This window comes from Streptomyces sp. NRRL S-37 (assembly GCF_000721605.1).
Taxonomy (GTDB): Bacteria; Actinomycetota; Actinomycetes; order Streptomycetales; family Streptomycetaceae; genus Streptomyces.
On record NZ_JOIZ01000007.1, the window covers coordinates 110,864 to 130,605 of the forward strand.

Sequence of the window (19,742 nt, forward strand, 5' to 3'; positions counted from 1 at the left end):
CCGCTCAACGGGGCGGCACGGGCTGCTGGAAGTACTCGTCCCGCCCCGCTTCCCGGTAGCCCTCCAGCCCCGGACCGGCGTTGACGGTCAGATCGCACTCGGGCCTCTCCGAGGTCGGCCGGTTCCAGTGCACCAGGGCCTTCACCTCGGGAAGCTTCTTCACGGCGCCGGGGATCCCGGCGTACCAGTCGCGCTGGCGTCCCGGGTCGTCGGCGTCGGGCGCGGTGGCGAACTCCGCCAGCATCACCGGTCTGTCGTCGGTGATGTTCGCGCGCAGCCACTCATAACTGGGCCGCTGGCTGCGCAGGAAGTCCTTCCAGTCGGTGGTGTCGTGGCAGCCGTAGTAGTTGTACTGGTCCATCGCGATCCAGTCGACGTACTCGTCCCCGGGGTAGAGGGCCTTCATCTCCTCGGCGCTGCCGAGGTAGCCGGAGACGGTCCACACCCACACGACGTTGTCGGCGCCCAGCTCACGGAACCGGTCGTGGAGATGGCGGTACGCCGCGACGAACTCCTCCGGGGTGCCCGCGCCCTCCTTGATGCGGGCGTCGGTCTCCTGGTCGAAGGAGAAGAAGACGCGTTTGCCGTAGGCCTTGAGGCGCCGGATCTGCGGGTCGATGATCTCCTCGTCGTACTTCCCCGAGGCGATGTTCCTCCAGCCGAGCTGGGTCTCCGTCCAGTTCTCGTGGTGCGGCTCGGTCCAGACGGTGGACTCCCAGGCCAGCATGAGCAGCCGGTCCCTGCCGAGCTCCTGCTCGTCGGGGGTGAGCAGCTGCCCGTCGAGCTCGGTGCCCGACATGTCGTGGTAGTTGTAGACGAGGTCGAGCCTGCGGCCGATCCGCTCCTCGAAACCGAGCACGGCGTCCTTGAGGGAGCCGTTCGCCGCGTACGGCACATACGCCCCCCACCAGGCGCCGCAGGGCGGAACCAGCGTGTCGGTGGGGGCGCAGGGGCCGGTGGGCAGCTCGCCGGAGGCCGCGTTGCCGGGCAGGCCCCGGGCGGAGGGGTCCACGTCGTCGGGACGGCCGGCCCAGCACCCGAGCCCGGTCAGCAGCGCGGCGACCGTCAGCAGGACGACCGCCGTGTGACCGCGCCTCGCGCGCACCGCCTCCTTCAGCCCGCGCCACCTGGACCGCTTGCGCGGCTCGCGCGGCCGGTGCGGCCCCGTCATGTGTCACCGCCGTCCGCGGGCCTGCGCCTGACACGCTCCACCGCGCCGCGCCGGGCGGCGGGCAGCGGCAGTCCCGGCAGGGCCGCGACGACCGTGGTGAAGACGGCGAGCGAGACGAGGAAGGCGGTCGCCGAGAACCCCTCCACCAGGAACAGCGAGGTGGCGGTGAGCACACCGAGCGACAGGCTGATCGGCGCGGCGAGCGCGACGGCCTCCAGCCTGGCGCCGGTGGCCAGGGCGCCCGGCTGCGGATACAGCGCCGCCCAGCCCGGACCGAACAGGGTGAACACCAGCACCGGGATCCAGCGCAGCGGTGAGGGGCCGGGGACGGCGGTGGCGGCCAGTGCGAGCCAGCCCGAGGCGCCTATGAGAACTCTGACGTGCGTCCCGGTCACCCGCGGGCTTCTGAGGCCGCGGGCCGCACCGGTTCCGGAGGGGCCCGTGGAGTCGGTGGAGTGCGCGGAGTCGATGCTGGTCATGGGGTGGCCTTCGACGTCACTTCGATCACCTTGTGGTCGTTCCTCGGGCGGCCGGGCGGTACTCCAGCACGACCCCGTACGCATGGCTTTCGACGGTCTGGAAGAGAGGTGAGGCGGAGAGTTTCGTGCGCAGCGTCTCGAAGCCGCCGGCCGGCAGCAGGCCCTCGCCGGCGGTGTAGACGTCCTGGGTGCGGGTGAGGATGACGTACGTCCGGGTGCCCGGCGGGATTCCGTCGGCGAGGTAGCGGGCCGGGTCCTTCAGCATCCGCTCGTTCTCGGGCAGCTCCTGCTCGGCGAAGAACCAGTGCTCCAGGCGGTCGTACCGGTGCAGCGCCTGCGGGAAGGAACCGCTGGTGGAGAGGATCAGCGAGCCGTCGGGGGCGTTGTCGAGGGTGCGGGTGACCAGCGCGGTCTCCTCGGGCGGTGTGTAGTACATCTTCTCCTTGCCGTAGTACGACGGCAGGAAGCCGGCCAGGAGCACCAGCAGAACGGCCGGCAGGGCGACGGCCGCGGCTGTGCGCCGCAGCGCCCGCGCCCGGCCGCGGCGGATGGTCGCGGCGGCGGGCACGAGGGCGGCGGCGGCGAAGAACGCCGCGCCCGGCAGGCCGAACAGATAGACGCGGAACAGCATCTCGCCGCCGTAGTCGTTGACGGCGAAGAGCGGGACCGGGGCGGCGGAGACCAGCAGCAGCGGCAGCGCGCTGCGGACCAGCCGGCGCCGCAGCACGAGGGCGGCCCCGGCGAGCGCGGCGACCGCGAGCACCATCAGCACGTTGGCGGTCCCGGCGAGTTCGGGTCCGGGCCCGGTCAGCTCACCCGCGTACCCCGCACGGGAGTTCTGTGTCAGTTCGCCGATCGACTCCTTGAGGGTGGACAGCGTCTCGACGAACAGCGGCCGCCCCATGGTCAGGTTCCAGGCGAGCATCAGCAGCGCGGCGACGGCCAGCAGCCCGTAGTTGCGGTAGCGGCGGGTGAGACTGAGCGCGAACAGGCAGACGCAGAGCATCACCGGGGTGAGCTGGTGCGTGGCGTTGACCGCGGCGATCAGCGGGGCGAGGATCACCACGCAGACCGCGCGCTGCCGGTTTCCCGTGGGCGGCGGCACGGGGGCGGCGGCCGGGTCGAGGAAGGTGCGGTCGCGCAGCCGCCCGGCGGAGCCGGGGCGCACGAAGTGCCGCAGCACCACCGCGATGACCGCCAGGTGCAGCAGGTACGCGAGCCCTTGCGGGGCGAAGTAGTCCTGGCCCACCCAGTTGGCGAGCTGGAAGATCCACACGGCGGTCCACACCAGCCGCCAGTCCTGGCAGAAGGTGCGGTAGATCAGGACGAGCACCGGCATCGTCAGCAGGCCGAGGACGATCGGCGCCCAGTTGGCGTACGCGGCGGCGCTCTCCACGCCGAAGGCGCGCACCAGCCCGGCGTCGAGCGTGAAGAAGCCCGGCCACTGGTCGTACGCGGACATGTTGCCCGACAGGGCCGCGCCGGGCCGCAGTTCGCCGTTGGCGAGCAGCGTGTCGACGACGGCGTCGTGCTTGGAGGCCCACGGGTAGCGCACGGCGTCGTACAGCATCGCCGGTGGCGCCTTGAGCGCGAACAGCAGCGCGGCGCAGTGCGCGGCCGGCCACCAGGGCGCGGTGCCCGCGCGCCGCAGGCTGAGGACGAAGCCGGCGGTGAGGACCAGCAGCGACAGGTGGTAGGTGACCGGGAGGCGGTCCAGCAGGCCGTAGTCGCCCATCTCCCGGAAGCCGATGCGGGGCAGCGCGTAGAACCACAGTCCGGCGGCGAGCAGCAGCGTCAGCAGCCCGGCGTCGGGCGGGCCGCTCGGGACCGGCCAGGGCCTGCGGCCGCCGCCGGAGTTCCCTCCCGGCTCCGTCGGGCCGGTGGCCGGCTCGGGGCTGGGCAGCGCGCTGCTCTCAGTGGTCGGTGCGGGCACATGTTGTTGCACGCCGAGACTCCCCTCCCCCGCGACGAGTATAGGAATTACCGCTGCTTTTCACACCAAAAACGTCGGACTCGTCTGTGCGGCGGAAGCGGCCCGGTGCCTTCCGCGCGGCCCGTCCCGTGGTCACGGCCGTCCGTCCCCCTCAGCCGGCGAACACGGGCCGGCCGTGCAGGACGGTGCGGGCCCGGCGGTACCACCGCCAGCCGATGGTCTTCGGGCCGTCCCGGTACGGGGCGATCCGCGCGCCGTCGCCCGCCAGCCAGGCCTCGACGTCGGCAACGGTGTGGCCGCGCCGGACGATCAGCCGGGCGATGCGGTAGCGCTCGTCCCGCTCCGAGCTGAGCGCGTGCCGCACGGCGGTCGCCGTCCGGTAGCCGGCGCGGGCGGTCATGGCGCGCACCCGGGGGCTGTTGTAGCCGTGCGGATAGGCGAGGTGGGGGACGGGGTGGCCGAGGGTGTCCTCCAGCGCGGCCTTGGAGTCCAGCAGTTCGGCGCGCAGTTGCCGGGTGGTCAGGGTGTCGAGCTGGGCGTGGGTGACCGTGTGGCTGCCGATCTCCATGCCGGAACGTTCCAGCTCCACCGCCCGGTCCAGGGTCATCATCGGGGCGGGCGGCAGCAGGCTGTGGCCGCCCGGGGTGATGGCGCCGGTGGTGAGGTACGCGGTCGCGGGCAGCGCGCGCCCGGCCAGGGCGTCGGCGGTGGGTCCCGGCAGGTCGGCGAAGCCGTCGTCGAAGGTGAGGAGCACCGGCCGGGGCGGCAGGGGGGCCCGCCCGGCGAGGTGCTCGGCGAGGGTGCTGATGGTGACGGGTGTGCGGCCGCTGTCCACGACGGCGTCGAGGTGGGCCGCGAACTCCTTGGGCGTGACGGTGAACTCGGCGATCCAGTCCGGCGGGTCGTCCATCACGGCGTGGTAGAGGAAGACGGGTACGGCCGCGGTCATCCTCTCCCCCTCCCCGGTGCCCGTCGCGCCCGCAGGTATCCGAGCGGCCCGTACAGCATTCCCCTGCGCTGCAGCCGCGACAGCCGGCGTGGCCAGGGGTGGGTGCGGGTGTCGTGCGCCCCCGGCGCACCACCGCCGTCCGTGTCGCGCGCCTCGGTCAGCGCGCGGGCGTGCGCGAGGCCGCGCGGCAGCCGGGCGAGGAACGCGGGCAGCAGCGCGGGCCGGTTGACCAGGAGCGCGGTGAGGTAGGCGGTGAGGCCGGCGCCGTAGCCGTACGCCTGGGTCTCCAGGTCGGCCCAGGTCTCCCGGTGGTGGTGCCACACCAGCGCGTACGGCGTGTAGTGCAGCCGGTGTCCCTGGGCGAGGACGCGGACGAACCCGTACAGGTCGTCGCCGCCCCGTGCGGGCGTTCCGGCGCCGGTGGCCGGGTCGAAGCCGCCGACGGACCGCAGCACCTCCGTACGGAAGGCCATGTTCGCCCCCGAGCCGAAGCGGCCCGCGGTGAAGGGGAACAGCGGCTCGTCGCGGGGCGGGTCGCCGGGGTCGTACGTCGTCGGTGTGAAGCCCTTCGCGAAGCCGCCGTGGCTCTCCAGCAGGACCTGGGCCGGGGTGCGCAGCCGGGAGGGCAGGATCAGGCCGGTGGCGCAGCCGAGCCGCGGGTCGGCGGCGAACGGGGCGGTCAGTTCGGTGAGCCAGCGGGGATCGGCGACCACGTCGTCGTCGGTGAACGCGATCACCTCGCCCCGTACCGCCGCCAGCCCCCTGTTGTGCGCGACGGCGAGTCCGGGCACCGGCTCGCACACGTACCGCACCCGCTCGCCGTACTTGCGTTCCACCAGCTCGCGGGTCTCGCCGGTCACGGGCGCGTTGTCGACGACGACGATCTCGAACCGCGGGTGCTCCTGCGCGAGCAGCGAGTCCAGCGCCCGGGCGAGCTGTCCGGCCCGCTCCCGGGTGGCCACGACGACCGAGGCGTACGGCGGCTCCCCGCCGCCTGTCGCCTTCCCGCCGTCCGTCGCCTTCCCGCCGTCCGTCGCCTTCCCGCCGTCCGTCGCCTTTACGGCCCCTCCCGCCACCGCGGCGGCGGCCTCCGTCAGCACCGTCCGCGGGTCCGTGCCCTCCGGTACCCGGGTCAGCAGCGTCCCCACCGGGCGGCCCGCCCGTCTGACCAGCAGGAACACCTCACCGTGGGTGACCGGCGGGCTGCCCGGGCCGGGTCTCGGCGCGGCCTCGTCGCCGTCCAGGTCGATCTCGGCGACCTGCACCGCGCCGATGGCCAGGAACCGCCGTATCTCCTCCTGCGTACGCGCTCTCCGGGACACCTGTCCTCCCCCTCCTCCTCACGACTCACGACTCACGGCCGGCGCAGCCGTGCCGCGCCCTTCAGGGTCCGTGCCGCCAGCGCCGCCAGGCGCGGACGGGCGCGGACGAAGCCGTGCACGCGGCGCGCGGGCTCGCGGCCCAGCCGGTACAGCGCGGCGCCCACGCCCGGGCGGGTCACCGCCCCCTCGTAGACGGCGAGTTCGCCGGTCTTCAGCGAGTCCTTGTACTCGGCCGGACCGCGCCCCAGGTCGAGCAGGCCGATGCCCTCGGCCGCCGCCGCCTCGGCCATCCGCAGATGCAGCACCAGACCCGGCGAGTACTTCGCGAACTCCGGGTCGTACGCCGGGAACCAGCAGGCCAGGACGGACGCCGAGCGCAGCCCGAAGTGCGCGGCGACGGGGCGGTCACCGGCGTACAGGACCGACAGGGTGCCCGTGCACTGGGCGGCGCGGGTCTCGGCGAGCCGGCCCACGAGCCGGGCGATCCACTCCCGCGCGAACCGGTCGCGCCGCCCGGTCCTGCGGTACTGCGCCGACTTCCACTCCATCAGCGTGCGCAGCGCGGCCGGGTCGCGCTCGTCGAAGACGAACCGCACGGCTCCGGCCTGGCGGCCCAGCCTGCGCTCCTTGGCCAGCGTGGTCTTCAGGAACTTCGGCGACTGGGCGCGCAGTACCGACTCGTACGTCTCGTAGCCCTTCTCCACGTCGATGACGTAGGTGGCGTGCTCCTCGGCCGCGTACGGCACGAACAGCCCCTGGCCCGCTTCCAGGTTGTCGAAGGCGAAGCTCGACACCGAGCAGCCCCGCAGCAGTTCGTCCGTCTCCAGGGCGATACCGGGACGCAGGACCGCGCCCTGGCAGTCCGACACCCCGAGCCCGATCGCCCGGCCCTGCCCCAGTGCGCCCCGCTCGTACGGCAGGAAACCCACCGGCTGCGCGCCCTCGTACAGCACCGCGACCCGGGCCCGCGGGCGCACCCGGGACACGGCGACGGTGAACTCCGGTTCCATGAACGGGTTGCGCGGTGCGTCCGTCGCGGCGCGCAGTTCCCGCCAGCGCTCCCGCTCCCCCTCGCCGAGCTCCCCGGGCCTCAGCACACGCATGCGTCCACTGCTCACCTGACCCCCCGATCAAGTCCCCCCTGGACCCTTGGAAGGTACCGCCCCGGACCGGGCGGACGGTAGATAGCGGACCATGTTCTTGCCAAACGGGGAAAGAGACCTGAACCGGTCCTTACCCGGCGCCGAGAGAAGGGGAACCGTACCGAAAGCGCATGCAAACGGGCACGGTGAATCGGGCCGTCGGGTTGTCCGTATTCTCTGATCATGGCCGCACCCACCGCGTATTCACTCATCGCCACCGACCTGGACGGGACGCTGCTGCGCGGCGACGACACCGTCTCCGACCGGTCCCTCGCCGCGCTCGCGCGGGCGGAGCGGGCCGGCGCGCGGCACCTGGTGGTGACGGGGCGGCCGGCCCCCAGAGTGCGGTCGCTCCTGGACGACCTCGGCTGCACGGGGCTCGCGGTGTGCGGACAGGGCGCGCAGGTGTACGACGCCGGCGCGCACCGGCTGCTGTGGTCCGTGACACTGGACCGGGAACTGGCGGAGACGGCGCTCGGCAAGATCGAGGCCGAGGTGGGGGAGGTGTACGCCGCGGTCGACCAGGACGGGGTGGACGGGCTGACGCTGATCGAGCCCGGCTATCTGATGCCGCACCCGACCCTGCCCGCGGTACGGGTCGGGCGGCGGGCCGAGCTGTGGGACCGGCCGATCAGCAAGGTGCTGCTGCGCCACCCGGACCTGTCCGACGACGCGCTGGCGGCGGCGGCCCGGTCGGTGGTCGGGTCACTGGCCACGGTCACCATGTCGGGGCCGGGCACCGTGGAGCTCCAGCCGTGCGGGGTGACCAAGGCCACGGGGCTGGCGCTGGCCGCGGAGCACCTGGGGCTGAGCCCGGCGCGCACGATCGCCTTCGGCGACATGCCGAACGACATCCCCATGTTCGGCTGGGCGGCCCACGGCGTCGCCATGGCCGGCGCGCATCCCGAACTGAAGGCGGTGGCGGACGAGGTCACCACGTCGAACGAGGACGACGGCGTGGCCGTCGTCCTCGAGCGACTGTTCGGCGGGGCGGTGACGCTCGCCCGTCAGCGGGTGGCTCAGTACGCGCCGAAGACGTTGTCGATGGAGCCGTAGCGGTCGGCCGCGTAGTTGCAGGACGCCGTGATGTTCGCGACCGGGTCGTACGGGTCGAAGGCGGTGCCGGGCACGTGGTAGGCCTCGAAGGTCGGGTCGATGATCTGCAGCAGGCCCTTCGACGGGGTGCCCTTGGCGGCGTTGGAGTCCCAGTTGTTGATGGCGTACGGGTTGCCGGAGGACTCGCGCATGATGTTGCGGTGGATGGCGTCGTAGCTGCCCGGGATGCCGTTCTGCGCCATGATGTCCAGCGACTCGCGGATCCAGCCGTCGAGGTTGTCCGGGTACGCCGTCGCGGGGGCGGCAGCGGTCGTCGTCGTCGGCTCGGTGGTGGCCGCGGAGGCGCCGGTGGCGCCGATCAGCGGCAGGGCGACCACGGCGACGCCGGTGCCGGCGACGGCGAGGGAGCGGGCGAGGCGGCGGCGGTGCTGACCGAAAGCAGGCATGTCTGGGTTCCTCTCCTACGCCTGCGAGGTGAGCTGTCGGGTTCGGGCGGGAGAGTGCCCGGCCGTGCCCCTGCGGGCATGGCTTCACCCCTAGCCGTCCCGGCGCGATGTCCGGTGCGGCGACTTACCTGGGTCCCCCACTCCTGCCGTCGTGAGTTCGTCGTCGGATGTGATGCGGGCGGCGGCAGGATTAGGCGTCCACCCGGCAGGCCCGGAACGTATGCGAGAGCACATGTCGGGAACAAGTGCGGGCATCACAGAAGGTGCCGTTTGATCTTGTGATGGGGCTTTTGGGGTGCTTGATCCTTTGCTGTAGCCAAGGGTCAACTCGGCGGCGGGGGAAGGGGGAAGGGGAGTGGCGGCGGGTGGCGGGGGTACCGGGTCGCGCGTGACTCACTTCACTGGGGAACACCCGTGAGCGCATTTTTCGCCAAGGGGAATTAGCTCGGTATTTGCGGCAAATCGGACGTCGGGGCGGGCAGGATGGTCCACGTGGTGAGGCGGGGCCCGGAAGCCGGGCCGAGGAGTGGATCGGTACGTCCGGGAAAACGGAAAATGTCCGTTGTTATCAACCGATCAAAAGCACTCTGCTCCCGGTCCCGTACCGTCCTGCCCGTAACCCCGGGCGCTGGCGGTGATCGAAACGTGACCGGATACGCTGACTTGAGTGATGGCAGCGACCTATCGACATTCCGTGTAACCGCCAGTGGACACCAGCAGACAGGAGACCCCTCGTGACCGTCGTCGGGCCGTTCGGGCTGAGCGTGCGGGACCAGGCTCTGGAAGCCGATGTCCAGGCCGGGATGACGGCTGTCGAGGAAGGGCTGCTCGAGGCCACCAAGAGTGAGGTCCCCTTCATCACGGGAGCCGCCCAGCACCTGGTGCGGGCCGGCGGCAAGCGGTTCCGCCCGCTGCTCGTGATGCTCGCCGCCCAGTTCGGCGACCCCTACGCGCCCGGTGTCGTGCCCTCGGCCGTGGTGGTGGAGCTCACCCATCTGGCCACGCTGTACCACGACGACGTGATGGACGAGGCCGATGTGCGGCGCGGCGTCGCCAGCGCGAACGCCCGCTGGGGCAACTCCGTCGCGGTCCTCACCGGCGACTTCCTCTTCGCACGGGCCTCGCACATCCTGGCCGACCTCGGCCCGGAGGCCGTACGGGTGCAGGCCGAGGCGTTCGAGCGGCTGGTCACCGGGCAGATCCTGGAGACCGCGGGACCGCAGGACGGACGCGACCCGGTCGACCACTACCTCGACGTGCTCGGCGGCAAGACCGGCTCGCTGGTCGCCGTCGCCTGCCGGTTCGGCGCGATGATGTCGGGCGCCGACGAGACGGTCGTGGACGTGCTGACCCAGTACGGCGAGCGGCTCGGCGTCGCCTTCCAGCTCGCCGACGACGTCCTGGACATCGCCTCCGACTCCCACGAGTCCGGCAAGACCCCCGGCACCGACCTGCGCGAGGGCATCGCCACCCTGCCCGTGCTGCGGCTGCGCGAACGGGCGGCCCGGCTGGGTCTCGCCGACGACATCGCCCTGTGCGAGCTGCTCGACTCCGACCTCACCGACGACGCCCGGCACGCCGAGGCGCTGCGGCTGCTGCGCGCCCACCCCGCGCTGGAGCAGGCCCGCCGGGACACCGTGCGCTACGCCGAGGAGGCGCGCACGGCACTCGCCCCGCTGCGGGAGTGCGAGGCGAGGACGGCACTCGTGGAGCTGTGCGACGCGGTGGTGCACCGCGCGGGCTGAGCCGGCCCGAACTCTCCCCCGACCCCTACGGGGAGGGGGAGGGAACCGCCCTCCGTGTCATACCCCAGCAGTACGCGGAGTTGCGTCCGGGGGCTGACGAATCCCCCTGCCGGATTTGGTCAGATGGACCACGACGGACAACACCACTCCTCACCGATTCGGGTGAGAATGGCGGCTCAGGGTGAAACTGGTGCGAGGTCACGAGACGAAAAGCCGCCGCCGACCACGGAGGTAGGGCACACATGGCACCGTACGAATCCGACGACATGACGACCGCGCGGGAGGCCGACGAGCCGCGCGCGGGGCGGCGCAGGGCCGCGCGGTACGTCGTCCCGGTCACGGTGATGGGAGTGGCGGCCGCGACCATCGGGCTCGTCCCCGCGATCGCCAGCTCCGGCGACCCCGACCTGCCGGAGATCACCGCCGCGCAGCTCATAGAGAAGATCGCGAAATCGGACGTCGAGCGGCTGTCCGGCACCGTGAAGATCACCACGGATCTCGGTCTGCCGGACCTCGGCGGCCTGGAGAGCGGCCTCATGTCCGGCGCCACGGGGCAGGGCGGGGACGGCGGCTCCTCGGCCGACCCGTCCGCCAAGCTCGCCGAACTGGCCTCCGGCACGCACACCCTGCGGATCGCGGCCGACGGCCCGGACCGGCAGAAGGTGTCGCTCCTGGAGAACGCCGCCGAGTACAGCCTGATCCACAACGGCAAGGACGTCTGGGGCTACGACAGCGGCTCCAACGAGGTCTACCACGGCACCGTCGACGCCTCCGGCGAGGACCGGGAGCGGCAGACCCCGGCCACCCCGAAGGACTTCGCCGAGGAGGCGCTGAAGTCGGTCGACGACACCACGTCCGTGACCGTCGACGGCACCGCCCAGGTGGCCGGCCGGGACGCGTACAAGCTGGTCGTCAAGCCCCGGCAGTCCGGCTCCACGGTCGGCGCGATCAGCATCGCCGTCGACCACGAGACCGGTATGCCGCTGAAGTTCACGCTCACCCCGTCCAGCGGCGGCGCGGCCGTCGTGGACGTCGGCTTCACCCAGGTGAGCTTCGGCAAGCCGGCCGCCTCGACGTTCGACTTCACCCCGCCCAAGGGCGCCAAGGTGACCGAGGACGGCGAACTCGACCAGGGCCGGGAGCACTCAGGGAAGCACTCCGGGAAGCCGGAGAACGCCCCGAAGTCCGAGGAGGACCTGGCCAAGGGCCTCGACGGGCTGAAGACGCTCGGTGAGGGCTGGAACTCCGTCGCCGTCTTCGGCACCGGCGACCAGGGCGTCCTGCCCACCGGCGGGGAGACCGGCGGTGACCTCGACGGCTTCATCGGTTCCCTCGGCGACCAGGTCAAGGGCGACTTCGGCACCGGCACGGTGTTCAGCACCCGCCTGGTGAACGCCCTGATCACCGAGGACGGCAAGGTCTACGTGGGCATGGTCACCAAGGACGCGCTCGTGAAGGCCGCCGACGCGGGGAAGTAAGACCCGGAGCCTGACGACGTGACAGGGATCGAGGGAGCCGATGGGTGAGGCGTCCGCCGGCGAGCATGTGGGTGAGGGAGTCATCACCACCCGCGCGCTCACCAAGCGCTACCGCGGCGGACAGCTCGCCGTCGACGGTCTGCACCTGACCGTCCCGGCGGGCAGCGTCTTCGGCTTCCTCGGCCCCAACGGCTCCGGCAAGACCACCACCATCCGCATGCTGATGGGCCTGATCGGGCCGACCTCCGGCACGGCGCACGTCCTGGGGCGCCCCATGCCGCGCTCCGCGCGCGCCGTGCTGCCCCACGTCGGCGCCCTCATCGAGGGCCCGGCCCTGTACGGCTTCCTCTCCGGCCGCGACAACCTGCTGCGCTACGACGCGGCCGACCCGACCGCCGACCCGCGCACCCGGCGCGCCCGCGTCGCCGCCGCCCTGGACCGGGTGGGCCTCACGGCAGCCGCCGGGAAGAAGGCGAAGGCGTACTCCCTCGGCATGAGGCAGCGCCTCGGCCTCGCGGCCGCGCTGCTCCAGCCGCGCCGGCTGCTCGTCCTGGACGAGCCCACCAACGGCCTCGACCCGCAGGGCATGCGGGAGATCCGCACGCTGGTGCGCGAACTGGCCTCGGACGGCACCACCGTCTTCCTCTCCTCCCACCTCCTCGACGAGATCGAGCAGGTGTGCACCCACGCCGCCGTGATGGCGCGGGGCCGGCTGATCACCCAGGGCCCGGTCGCCGACCTGGCCGCGGGCGCCCGGGGCCGGCTGGCGGTGACCACCCCCGACCCGGCGGACGCCGCCCGGGTGCTCAAGGAGCAGGGGGTCGCCGATGTCGCCGTGGACGGGGAGCGGGTGACCGGCGAGGTGCCCGGACGCGACCTCGCCGAGGTGAACGCGGCACTGGTGACGGCGGGCGTCCGGGTGCGCGGCTTCGGGGTGGAACGGGCCTCGCTGGAGGACGCGTTCGTGGCGCTGACCGGGGAGGGCTTCGATGTCGCGGGCTGAAGCGGTGCGCGAGGTGAGCCCGCTGTGGACGCTGGGCCTGTTCCGCAGCGAGCTGCTCACCACCTTCCGGCGCTGGCGCACCCTCGCCCTGCTCGGGGTGCTGGCCGCGGTGCCGGTCCTGGTCGGCATCGCCGTACGGATCGAGACCGGTGACGGCTCGTCGGCCGGTGGCGGGGGCGGCGGGGGAGGGCCGGCGTTCATCTCGCAGATCACCAACAACGGCCTGTTCCTGGTCTTCACCGCGCTCGCCGCCACGCTGCCGTTCTTCCTGCCCATGGCGATCGGGGTCGTCGCGGGCGACGCCGTCGCGGGTGAGGCGAACGCCGGCACCCTGCGCTATCTGCTGGTCGCGCCGGCCGGCCGTACCCGCCTGCTGCTCACCAAGTACGCGACGGTCATGACGTTCTGTCTGGCCGCCACCCTCGTGGTCGCCGTGTCGGCGCTGATCACCGGTGCGCTGCTGTTCCCGCTGGGCGAGCTCACGACCATCTCGGGCACCCGGATCAGCTTCTCCGAGGGGCTGGCCAGAGCGCTGCTGATCGCCCTGGTCGTCGCCGTGTCACTGATCGGGGTGGCGGCGCTCGGCCTGTTCGTCTCGACGCTGACCAACAGTGGCATCGCGGCGATGGCGACCACCGTCGGGCTGCTGATCACGGTCCAGATCGTCGACCAGATCCCGCAGTTGCACGCCCTGCATCCCTACCTCTTCTCCCACTACTGGCTGTCCTTCGCCGACCTGATGCGCGAACCGGTCTACTGGGACGACCTGACGAAGAACCTCGGCCTCCAAGCCCTCTACGCGGCCGTGTTCGGCTCGGCGGCATGGGCGCGGTTCACGGCGAAGGACATCAGCGCGTAGAAATGCGGTGGCGGAGGCCGGCCGGGGCGTGTGACCGTGCCGTCCATGGGCAACTCACAGGCGTACCCCGTCCTGCGGACCACCGACGCGGCCGAGGCGTACCGGCAGGCCAGGAGGCTGTGCGCGCTGCTGGAACATGTCGAGGACACGGTGTGGCTGTTCGCTGTACTGCCGACGGTCCGCGATGTGCGGCGGATCGCCGCGCGCGCTCCGGGACTGCCCTTCGACCACGCCGCCACCCGGACCCGTCCGGCAACGGGGGATCACGTCTGGTTCGACCTCGACGTGACGGCACTGGAGGATGCGGAGCTGGAGCGACACCTGCCACTGTCCTTCTCCGAGGACGTCGATCGTGAGCGGGTCGAGGACGGGATCCTGGCCGCGCTGGGCGAGGGCATGGTCTCCCTCGAATGGCACGGATGCTGGCCGGACGACCCGGACGCGGACTCGGACGGGTACCCGAAGTACGACGGGGTCCAGGTCTTGTTCCACGGTGATGAGGCCCAGTACGGCGACTGGACGGAGGAGCACACCGTCTTCGTCCATGTGACCAAGTTCGGGGACCTGCCCCGCGCCCGTAAGCTCGCCGCCCACATCGGCAGCGAGGTGCTGGGAGAAGCCCAGCTCGGCTGGTGACGTCAGTCCGTCTCGTACGGGAAGCGGGCGAGCGGTGCCTCCCGCGCGAAGAACGTCTTGGCCCGCGTCAGGGCCTCCGTGTCCTTCAGTACGTCCCCCGGCTTGCTCCCGTTGCCGAGCAGCACCCCGCCGAACCGCATCCCCATGTACGCGGCCGAGTTGTTCAGCGTGCCGACCAGCGGGTCGGCGACCTCCGGCTCCTCGTGCGCGAGCGCGGTGACGCCCCACAGGGTGCGCCCCGCCAGGGTCGCCTTGAAGTCCAGGCCGGGGGTGCGCAGCCAGCCCGACCAGTGGTCCAGGTAGCGCTTGGTCTGGGCGGAGACCGAGTACCAGTACAGCGGTGAGGCGATCACGATGTCGGTCGCGGCGAGGGTGGCGTCCAGGAGGTGGGCCACCGGGCCCTCGGTGGGGCGGACGTGGTCGCTGTCGTGGCGCAGGTCCTCGAAGTCGGGCAGGGGACGGGCGGAGAGGTCGATCCACTGCTGCTCCACGTCCGGGGGCAGTTGTTCGGCGGCCCGGCGGGCCAGCAGTTCGGTGTTGCCGTCGGGGCGGGCGCTGCCCAGGACGAAGAGGAAACGACGCGTCATGACCATCCCCAGATACTCGGCGTGTGTCAATTACAGGCACTTGCATCATATGCGCGTGCATCTATATGTCAAAGGGGTGGCATGCCACAGGGGCGGCGCGGCCCCACGGGCCGCTCAGCCGGTGGTGGTGCCCCCGCGCCGTTCCGCCTCCGTCGCCACCGCGAGCAGCAGATCCTCCCGCCCGTGCGGTGCCACCAGCTGGAGCCCCGCCGGGCAGCCGTCGGCGCCGAACCCGGCCGGGAGGCTCAGCGCGGGGTGCCCGCTGACGTTGAACGCCCAGGTGAGGGCGGTCGAGTAGACCTCGCCGGGGCCGTCGTGACCGTGCGGTGCGGTGGGCGCCGTGGGGGTGAGCAGCAGGCCGGCACGGGCGAACAGGGCGTTCAGGCGCCGGTCGTTCTCCGCCCGGATCCGGTGGGCGCCGGCGGGGTCGGCACCGGGGGTGCGCAGGGCGAGCCAGGCCGGGGCGGGGTCGAGGAGCCGTACCGGCGGCGAGGGGCGTACGAGCCGTACGACCCCGGCGTCGACCAGCCGGCCGGCCGCCGCACGGGCCAGGGCGACGGGTTCCGGGTCGGGGCCGGCGAAGCCGAGGTCGGGGGACCAGCAGGCGTCGACGGGGAAGGCCGCAGGGGCCCCGGCCGTGATGGGGGAGGCCGTAGGGGTCCCGGCCGTGATGGGGGAGGCCGTAGGGGTCCCGGCCGTGATGGGGGAGGCCGCAGGGGCCCCGGGTGCGACGGGCCGCCCCGACATCACCCGCCACCAGGCCGCCGCGTCCGAGGCCGTGCGGGTGAGGACCCCGGGCGCCGCGAGGCCCGTACGGTCGGCCGAGGGGAGACGGCCGTTCGTGACCTTCAGCCCGACGGTCCCGCACCACGCCGCCGGGATCCGCACCGAGCCCGCGCCGTCGCTGCCCGTCGCCAGCGGCACCAGCCCGGCCGCCACCGCCACCGCCGCCCCGGCCGAGGAACCGCCCGGTGTGCGGTCCGCCCGCCACGGATTGACGGTACGGCCGTGCGCCCCGAGCCCCCAGGTCTGCCAGGGCGTTCCCGGACCGGGCACCGACGTGGCGCCCACGGCGACACCACCGGCCGCGAGCAGCGGCTGTGCCGCACGCAGCCCGTGCCGCCCCTTGACCGCGACCGGCACCCCGGCCAGCGGCAGCCGCTCCCCTGCGGCGACCCGTGCGTCCACCCCGTCCGCCCGCCGCAGCGCCTCCTCGTCCCACACCTCCAGGAACGCGCACAGCTCCGGATCGGCCCGCCCGATCCGCTCCAGCGCCTCCGCGACCACGTCCACGGCCCGCCGTCGCCGTCCGCGCACGGCGGACGCGATCGCCTCGGCCGAGGCGGCCGCACGAGGCCCGTACTCCTGGCTGTCCGGCACACCCACCCCCTCGAACGGTCCCTGCCCCCACGGTAGGTGCCCGACGGGGCGGCGAGGACGTGATGGCGGCCGGGCCCGGAGGCCGCGCGGCCTTTCGTTTCAGCGCGTCGCGCCCACCAGGCGGGCCAGCGGCTCCGTCTCACGGGGCGGCCGGCCGGTCAGGTCGCCCAGGCGCCACTCGTTCACCCAGGGCACGCGGTACACGTCGATCACCGACTCGACGAGCCGGATCCGGTGGGCGAGGGGACGCGGCAGCCGCCCCGGCGCGTCCGCCACCAGGACCACGGCGTCCAGGGCGAGCCCGTGCGGCGCCTCACCGCGCCGGACCGTGTCCACCACCGGGAGCACGGCGTCCAGACCGGCGGCGTGGGTCCGGGCGACGAGCAGCACCGACGGCGGGCCGTCGGGGCCGGGCCAGGCGCGTCCGCTGTCATGACCGCCGTAGACCGCGGCGAGCGTGGAGACGCCCGCGCCGCCGTGCAGCCCGACCCAGGAGAAGCGCCGCGCCGCCGCCCGCGCGGGGGCGGGCTCCGGCGGGGCCGCCTCCGGTACCGCCACCGGCCCTCGGATCCAGATCTCCGGTCCCTGCCCCATGCCCTCTCTCCTGCTCGCCGCCTCGGCCTTCATGCTGCCGGACGGACGGGAAACCCGCGCGGGCGGCCGTTGGGACGAGCCTGTGACAACGCGGTGACGTGAGAAACGCGGGCGAGCGGACAGACTCGACGGCAGGTGTACGACCCGAATGAGGGAACGATGTCTCGACTCAGCCGCGAGAAGAAGCGGGAACAGCAGCAGGCCGCACATGCGGCGAACCTTGCGGCAGCGCCGATCGACGTCCATGTCCCCGTCGGCGGGGCGGACACGCGCGGGGCGTCGGTCGGCGGGGTGACGGTGATCGCCGGGCCCGGCGAGGAGATCCAGCAGGCGGTACTGAACCGCCTCCACCGCATCGCCCTCGCCTCCGGTCACGCCGTCCTCGCCACCGTGCACGACGAGCGCATCGGCTGCGTCGTCCCGCTCCGCGTCGACCCGGACGGCTCCAGCCACTTCACGGCACAGCCGGTCCTGACGGCACCGGCGCGGGAGCCCGGTACGGACCGGCCGACGCACCTGCCGCGCCCCGCACCCGGACCGGCGCCGGAGGGGACGCCCGGACCGGATCCCGTACGGGACGCCATCCCCACCTTCAAGCTGCGCCCCGTGCCCGAGCCGGAGGCTCCCCGGGACGCCGTCCCGACGTTCGAGCTGCGGGCCGTACCCGGGGCGGCGGAGGTCACGCCGCCCGGCACGGTCGCGCCCCCGACGGGCGAGTTCGGCCCGCCCCCGTCCATGGGCGCGAGGCCGCACCCCGACCCCGGGGCCGGCCGGCCCCGGGCGCACGGGACCGCACCGTCCCCCGAGCCCGAGCCCGTACCCGTACTGGATCCCGATCCCAAGCCCACCCCGCCCCGCGGCTTCGACGCCGTGGCGGAGGCGGTGCTCGGTGACGAACCCTCCGCCGGGGAGAGCCTGCTCGCCGAACCCATGGCCCGGGTCAACGACGCCGTCCGGACGGGCCGGATCGACACGGCGGCCCGGCTGGCCGAGGAGACCGTCGCGGAGGCCTCGGGCACCCTGGGACCGGAGCACCCGGAGGTGCTGCGGCTGCGCGAACTCGCCGCGTACATCGCCTACCTGGCCGGTGAGCCGCTGCGCGCCTTCCGGATCTCCCTCGACCTGGCCGTGATCTGCCGCCGCGCGGGGGACGCGGAGGCCGCCTACGGCAACGTCCGCAGCGCGGCGACCGCATGGCGCGCGGTGCGCGACCCGCTGCTCGGACTGGATCTCGGGCACGAGCTGATCGCCCTGTGGACCGAGCTCACCGCCGAGGGCGGGCCCGCCGCCGACGAGATCGAGGAACTGGAGTCCGCCCGCGCCCGCATGGGCCGGCTGACCGAACGCGCCCGCGCCCGGCAGTCCTGAGGAGCCTCCGCCCCAGGGGCGAATTAGGGCGCATGGGGGTAAATCAGGGTAAGGCGCCCGCCGCGCCCAGCAGTTTCTCGATGAGCGCGCTGTTGTCCTCCACTACGGACCGGAGGGCGGCGGCCCAGAAGTCGGCCTGCGCGTGCGGATCGGCCGCGTCGATGACGACTTTCCAGTGCACGGGGTGGTTTAACTCGATCGTGTAATGGTCGGCTGGCGGGCTTGCGGCGTCCTGGGCCGTTCGGGCTACGCTGATCGTGCGATCTGGGACGCCGGTTACGGCGCCAGCGTGCGGGGCCCCCGCTCCACCGGAGTGATGGTTCGGGGCCTCCCCGTCGCCTCTGGCCGTAACCATCTGGCCAGGTCGCGCAGGGAACTGGCCTCCCGAGACCGGACCACGTACAGGATGCGTGTCGCCGCCCCGGGGTTGAGTACGCCGGGGACCAGTGCGTCCAAGACCGTTCGGGGCGTGCGGCTGAGGGAACTCACTTCTGCTCAGTCCAAAGGAACGGTGGCCGGTGTCGGTGTCTGCATCATGCGACCAGTTCTAGCGCCTCGCTCTGACAACGCCCGGCGCTACGGCCTGGCCTCCAGCGGATTCGCCTCGGAGGGCATGCTTGCGGTGTCGGCCGCCACGCCCGTCGTGTCGGCTAGCACACTGCTCCGGGGCGCGCTGTCCTTCCCGGCGAGCGCGCGGGCGGCCCGGCGGGCGGTGCGCAGCGCGTCCCAGGTGAGGAGGACGAGCGCCAGCCACACCAGGGCGAAACCGGCCCAGCGCTCGGGCGGCATGGCCTCCTTGAAGTAGAGGACCCCGAGCAGGAACTGGAAGACCGGCGCCAGGTACTGCAGCAGGCCCAGTGTGGACAGCGGCACGCGGATCGCGGCGGCGCCGAAGCAGACCAGGGGGAGTGCGGTGACGATCCCGGTCGCGGCGAGCAGCGCGGCGTGCCCGGCCCCTTCCGTGGTGAACGTGGAATCGCCCCGGGCGCTCAGCCACAGCAGGTAGCCGAGGGCGGGCAGGAACTGGACCGCGGTCTCGGCGGCCAGCGACTCGACGCCGCCGAGGTTGACCTTCTTCTTCACCAGTCCGTACGTGGCGAAGGAGAAGGCGAGACAGAGCGAGATCCACGGCGGCCGGCCGTAACCGACGGTGAGGACGAGCACCGCCGCGGCGCCCACCCCGACCGCCGCCCACTGCGCGGGCCGCAGGCGCTCCTTCAGCAGCAGCACGCCCATCGCGATGGTGACCAGCGGGTTGATGAAGTAGCCGAGGGACGCCTCGACGACGTGCCCGGAGTTCACGGACCAGATGTAGACGCCCCAGTTCACGGTGATGACCGCCGCGGCGACCGTGACCAGCGCCAGCTTGCGCGGCTGTCGCAGCAGCTCGCCGAGCCAGGCCCAGCGGCGTATGAGGAGCAGGGCGGCGGCCACGAAGAACAGCGACCAGACCATCCGGTGGGCCAGGATCTCCACCGCCCCGGCGGGCTTGAGCAGGGGCCAGAACAGCGGGACGAGCCCCCACATCCCGTACGCCGCGAAACCGTTCAGCAGTCCTGTGCGCCGCTCTGCGGCCGGCTTCCCGGTCACGGGC

At 72.9% G+C, this 19,742-nt stretch carries 18 protein-coding genes, 1 pseudogene and 1 riboswitch; of the genes and pseudogenes, 7 read left to right on the plus strand and 12 right to left on the minus strand.

Annotated features, from left to right (window positions below):
- Positions 1–4: 4 nt before the first annotated feature.
- From IH50_RS0113320 to IH50_RS0113345, 6 genes are all read right to left on the minus strand, one after another.
- Complete coding sequence (locus tag IH50_RS0113320; protein ID WP_078913966.1) at positions 5–1,105, minus strand: glycoside hydrolase family 26 protein; 1,101 nt, start codon at positions 1,103–1,105, stop codon at positions 5–7.
- A 62-nt stretch (positions 1,106–1,167) separates the two neighbouring features.
- Positions 1,168–1,650: a DUF1616 domain-containing protein gene (locus tag IH50_RS0113325; RefSeq protein ID WP_234328146.1), complete on the minus strand. Its 483-nt coding sequence runs from the start codon at positions 1,648–1,650 to the stop codon at positions 1,168–1,170.
- Between the two features lie 25 nt (positions 1,651–1,675).
- Positions 1,676–3,595 (minus strand): hypothetical protein, encoded by a 1,920-nt coding sequence (locus IH50_RS0113330; protein WP_234328147.1) that lies wholly within the window; start codon positions 3,593–3,595, stop codon positions 1,676–1,678.
- Between the two features lie 139 nt (positions 3,596–3,734).
- The gene (locus IH50_RS0113335; protein ID WP_030860812.1) at positions 3,735–4,532 is read right to left on the minus strand and encodes a polysaccharide deacetylase family protein; all 798 of its coding nucleotides are present in this window, start codon (positions 4,530–4,532) and stop codon (positions 3,735–3,737) included.
- Entirely contained in the window at positions 4,529–5,854 is a 1,326-nt protein-coding gene (locus IH50_RS0113340; protein ID WP_030860814.1) for a glycosyltransferase, read from the minus strand. Before IH50_RS0113340 ends, IH50_RS0113335 begins: the two co-directional genes overlap by 4 nt.
- Positions 5,855–5,886: 32 nt before the next feature.
- Entirely contained in the window at positions 5,887–6,957 is a 1,071-nt protein-coding gene (locus IH50_RS0113345; RefSeq protein ID WP_030860817.1) for a GNAT family N-acetyltransferase, read from the minus strand.
- A 222-nt stretch (positions 6,958–7,179) separates the two neighbouring features.
- On the opposite strand from IH50_RS0113345, the gene IH50_RS0113350 reads away from it, so the two are divergent.
- Positions 7,180–8,052, plus strand: coding sequence for an HAD family hydrolase (locus IH50_RS0113350; RefSeq protein WP_030860819.1), 873 nt, complete (start codon positions 7,180–7,182; stop codon positions 8,050–8,052).
- On the opposite strand, the gene IH50_RS0113355 is transcribed toward IH50_RS0113350, so the two are convergent.
- The gene (locus IH50_RS0113355; protein WP_030860821.1) at positions 8,016–8,498 is read right to left on the minus strand and encodes a transglycosylase SLT domain-containing protein; all 483 of its coding nucleotides are present in this window, start codon (positions 8,496–8,498) and stop codon (positions 8,016–8,018) included. The two genes, IH50_RS0113350 and IH50_RS0113355, sit on opposite strands and share 37 nt — an antisense overlap.
- Before the next feature lie 5 nt (positions 8,499–8,503).
- Positions 8,504–8,671: riboswitch (cyclic di-AMP (ydaO/yuaA leader) on the minus strand.
- Between the two features lie 561 nt (positions 8,672–9,232).
- Between IH50_RS0113355 and IH50_RS0113360 the strand changes: the two genes are divergently transcribed.
- From IH50_RS0113360 to IH50_RS0113380, 5 genes are all read left to right on the plus strand, one after another.
- Positions 9,233–10,243 carry a polyprenyl synthetase family protein gene (locus IH50_RS0113360; protein ID WP_030860822.1) on the plus strand — a complete coding sequence of 337 codons (1,011 nt, stop codon included), beginning with the start codon at positions 9,233–9,235 and terminating at the stop codon, positions 10,241–10,243.
- A gap of 242 nt (positions 10,244–10,485) precedes the next feature.
- The gene (locus tag IH50_RS0113365) at positions 10,486–11,721 is read left to right on the plus strand and encodes a LolA family protein (RefSeq protein WP_030860825.1); all 1,236 of its coding nucleotides are present in this window, start codon (positions 10,486–10,488) and stop codon (positions 11,719–11,721) included.
- Positions 11,722–11,761: 40 nt separating this feature from the next.
- Complete coding sequence (locus tag IH50_RS0113370) at positions 11,762–12,724, plus strand: ABC transporter ATP-binding protein (RefSeq protein WP_030860826.1); 963 nt, start codon at positions 11,762–11,764, stop codon at positions 12,722–12,724.
- On the plus strand, positions 12,711–13,583 hold the full coding sequence (locus IH50_RS0113375; protein WP_030860827.1) for an ABC transporter permease: 873 nt from the start codon (positions 12,711–12,713) through the stop codon (positions 13,581–13,583). Before IH50_RS0113370 ends, IH50_RS0113375 begins: the two co-directional genes overlap by 14 nt.
- Positions 13,584–13,628: 45 nt before the next feature.
- Positions 13,629–14,219, plus strand: a complete 591-nt coding sequence (locus tag IH50_RS0113380; RefSeq protein ID WP_030860828.1) for a hypothetical protein — start codon at positions 13,629–13,631, stop codon at positions 14,217–14,219.
- A gap of 2 nt (positions 14,220–14,221) precedes the next feature.
- Here IH50_RS0113380 and IH50_RS0113385 read toward each other — a convergent pair whose 3' ends face one another.
- From IH50_RS0113385 to IH50_RS0113395, 3 genes are all read right to left on the minus strand, one after another.
- Entirely contained in the window at positions 14,222–14,806 is a 585-nt protein-coding gene (locus IH50_RS0113385) for a flavodoxin family protein (protein ID WP_030860829.1), read from the minus strand.
- Between the two features lie 114 nt (positions 14,807–14,920).
- Positions 14,921–16,186: an amidase family protein gene (locus IH50_RS0113390; protein WP_051767291.1), complete on the minus strand. Its 1,266-nt coding sequence runs from the start codon at positions 16,184–16,186 to the stop codon at positions 14,921–14,923.
- 99 nt (positions 16,187–16,285) lie between these two features.
- The gene (locus IH50_RS0113395) at positions 16,286–16,780 is read right to left on the minus strand and encodes a DUF6668 family protein (RefSeq protein WP_037872349.1); all 495 of its coding nucleotides are present in this window, start codon (positions 16,778–16,780) and stop codon (positions 16,286–16,288) included.
- Positions 16,781–16,939: 159 nt separating this feature from the next.
- Here IH50_RS0113395 and IH50_RS0113400 point away from each other — a divergent pair, with 159 nt between their 5' ends.
- A complete protein-coding gene (locus IH50_RS0113400) occupies positions 16,940–18,148 on the plus strand; it encodes a hypothetical protein (RefSeq protein ID WP_030860832.1) in 1,209 nt (402 codons plus the stop codon).
- 46 nt (positions 18,149–18,194) lie between these two features.
- Here IH50_RS0113400 and IH50_RS41605 read toward each other — a convergent pair.
- Both IH50_RS41605 and rarD read right to left on the minus strand, forming a co-directional pair.
- Positions 18,195–18,329 (minus strand): annotated as a pseudogene (locus IH50_RS41605) (VOC family protein); the annotation flags it as partial.
- A gap of 395 nt (positions 18,330–18,724) precedes the next feature.
- Positions 18,725–19,738: an EamA family transporter RarD gene (gene rarD / locus IH50_RS0113410; RefSeq protein WP_234328148.1), complete on the minus strand. Its 1,014-nt coding sequence runs from the start codon at positions 19,736–19,738 to the stop codon at positions 18,725–18,727.
- Positions 19,739–19,742 lie beyond the last annotated feature (4 nt).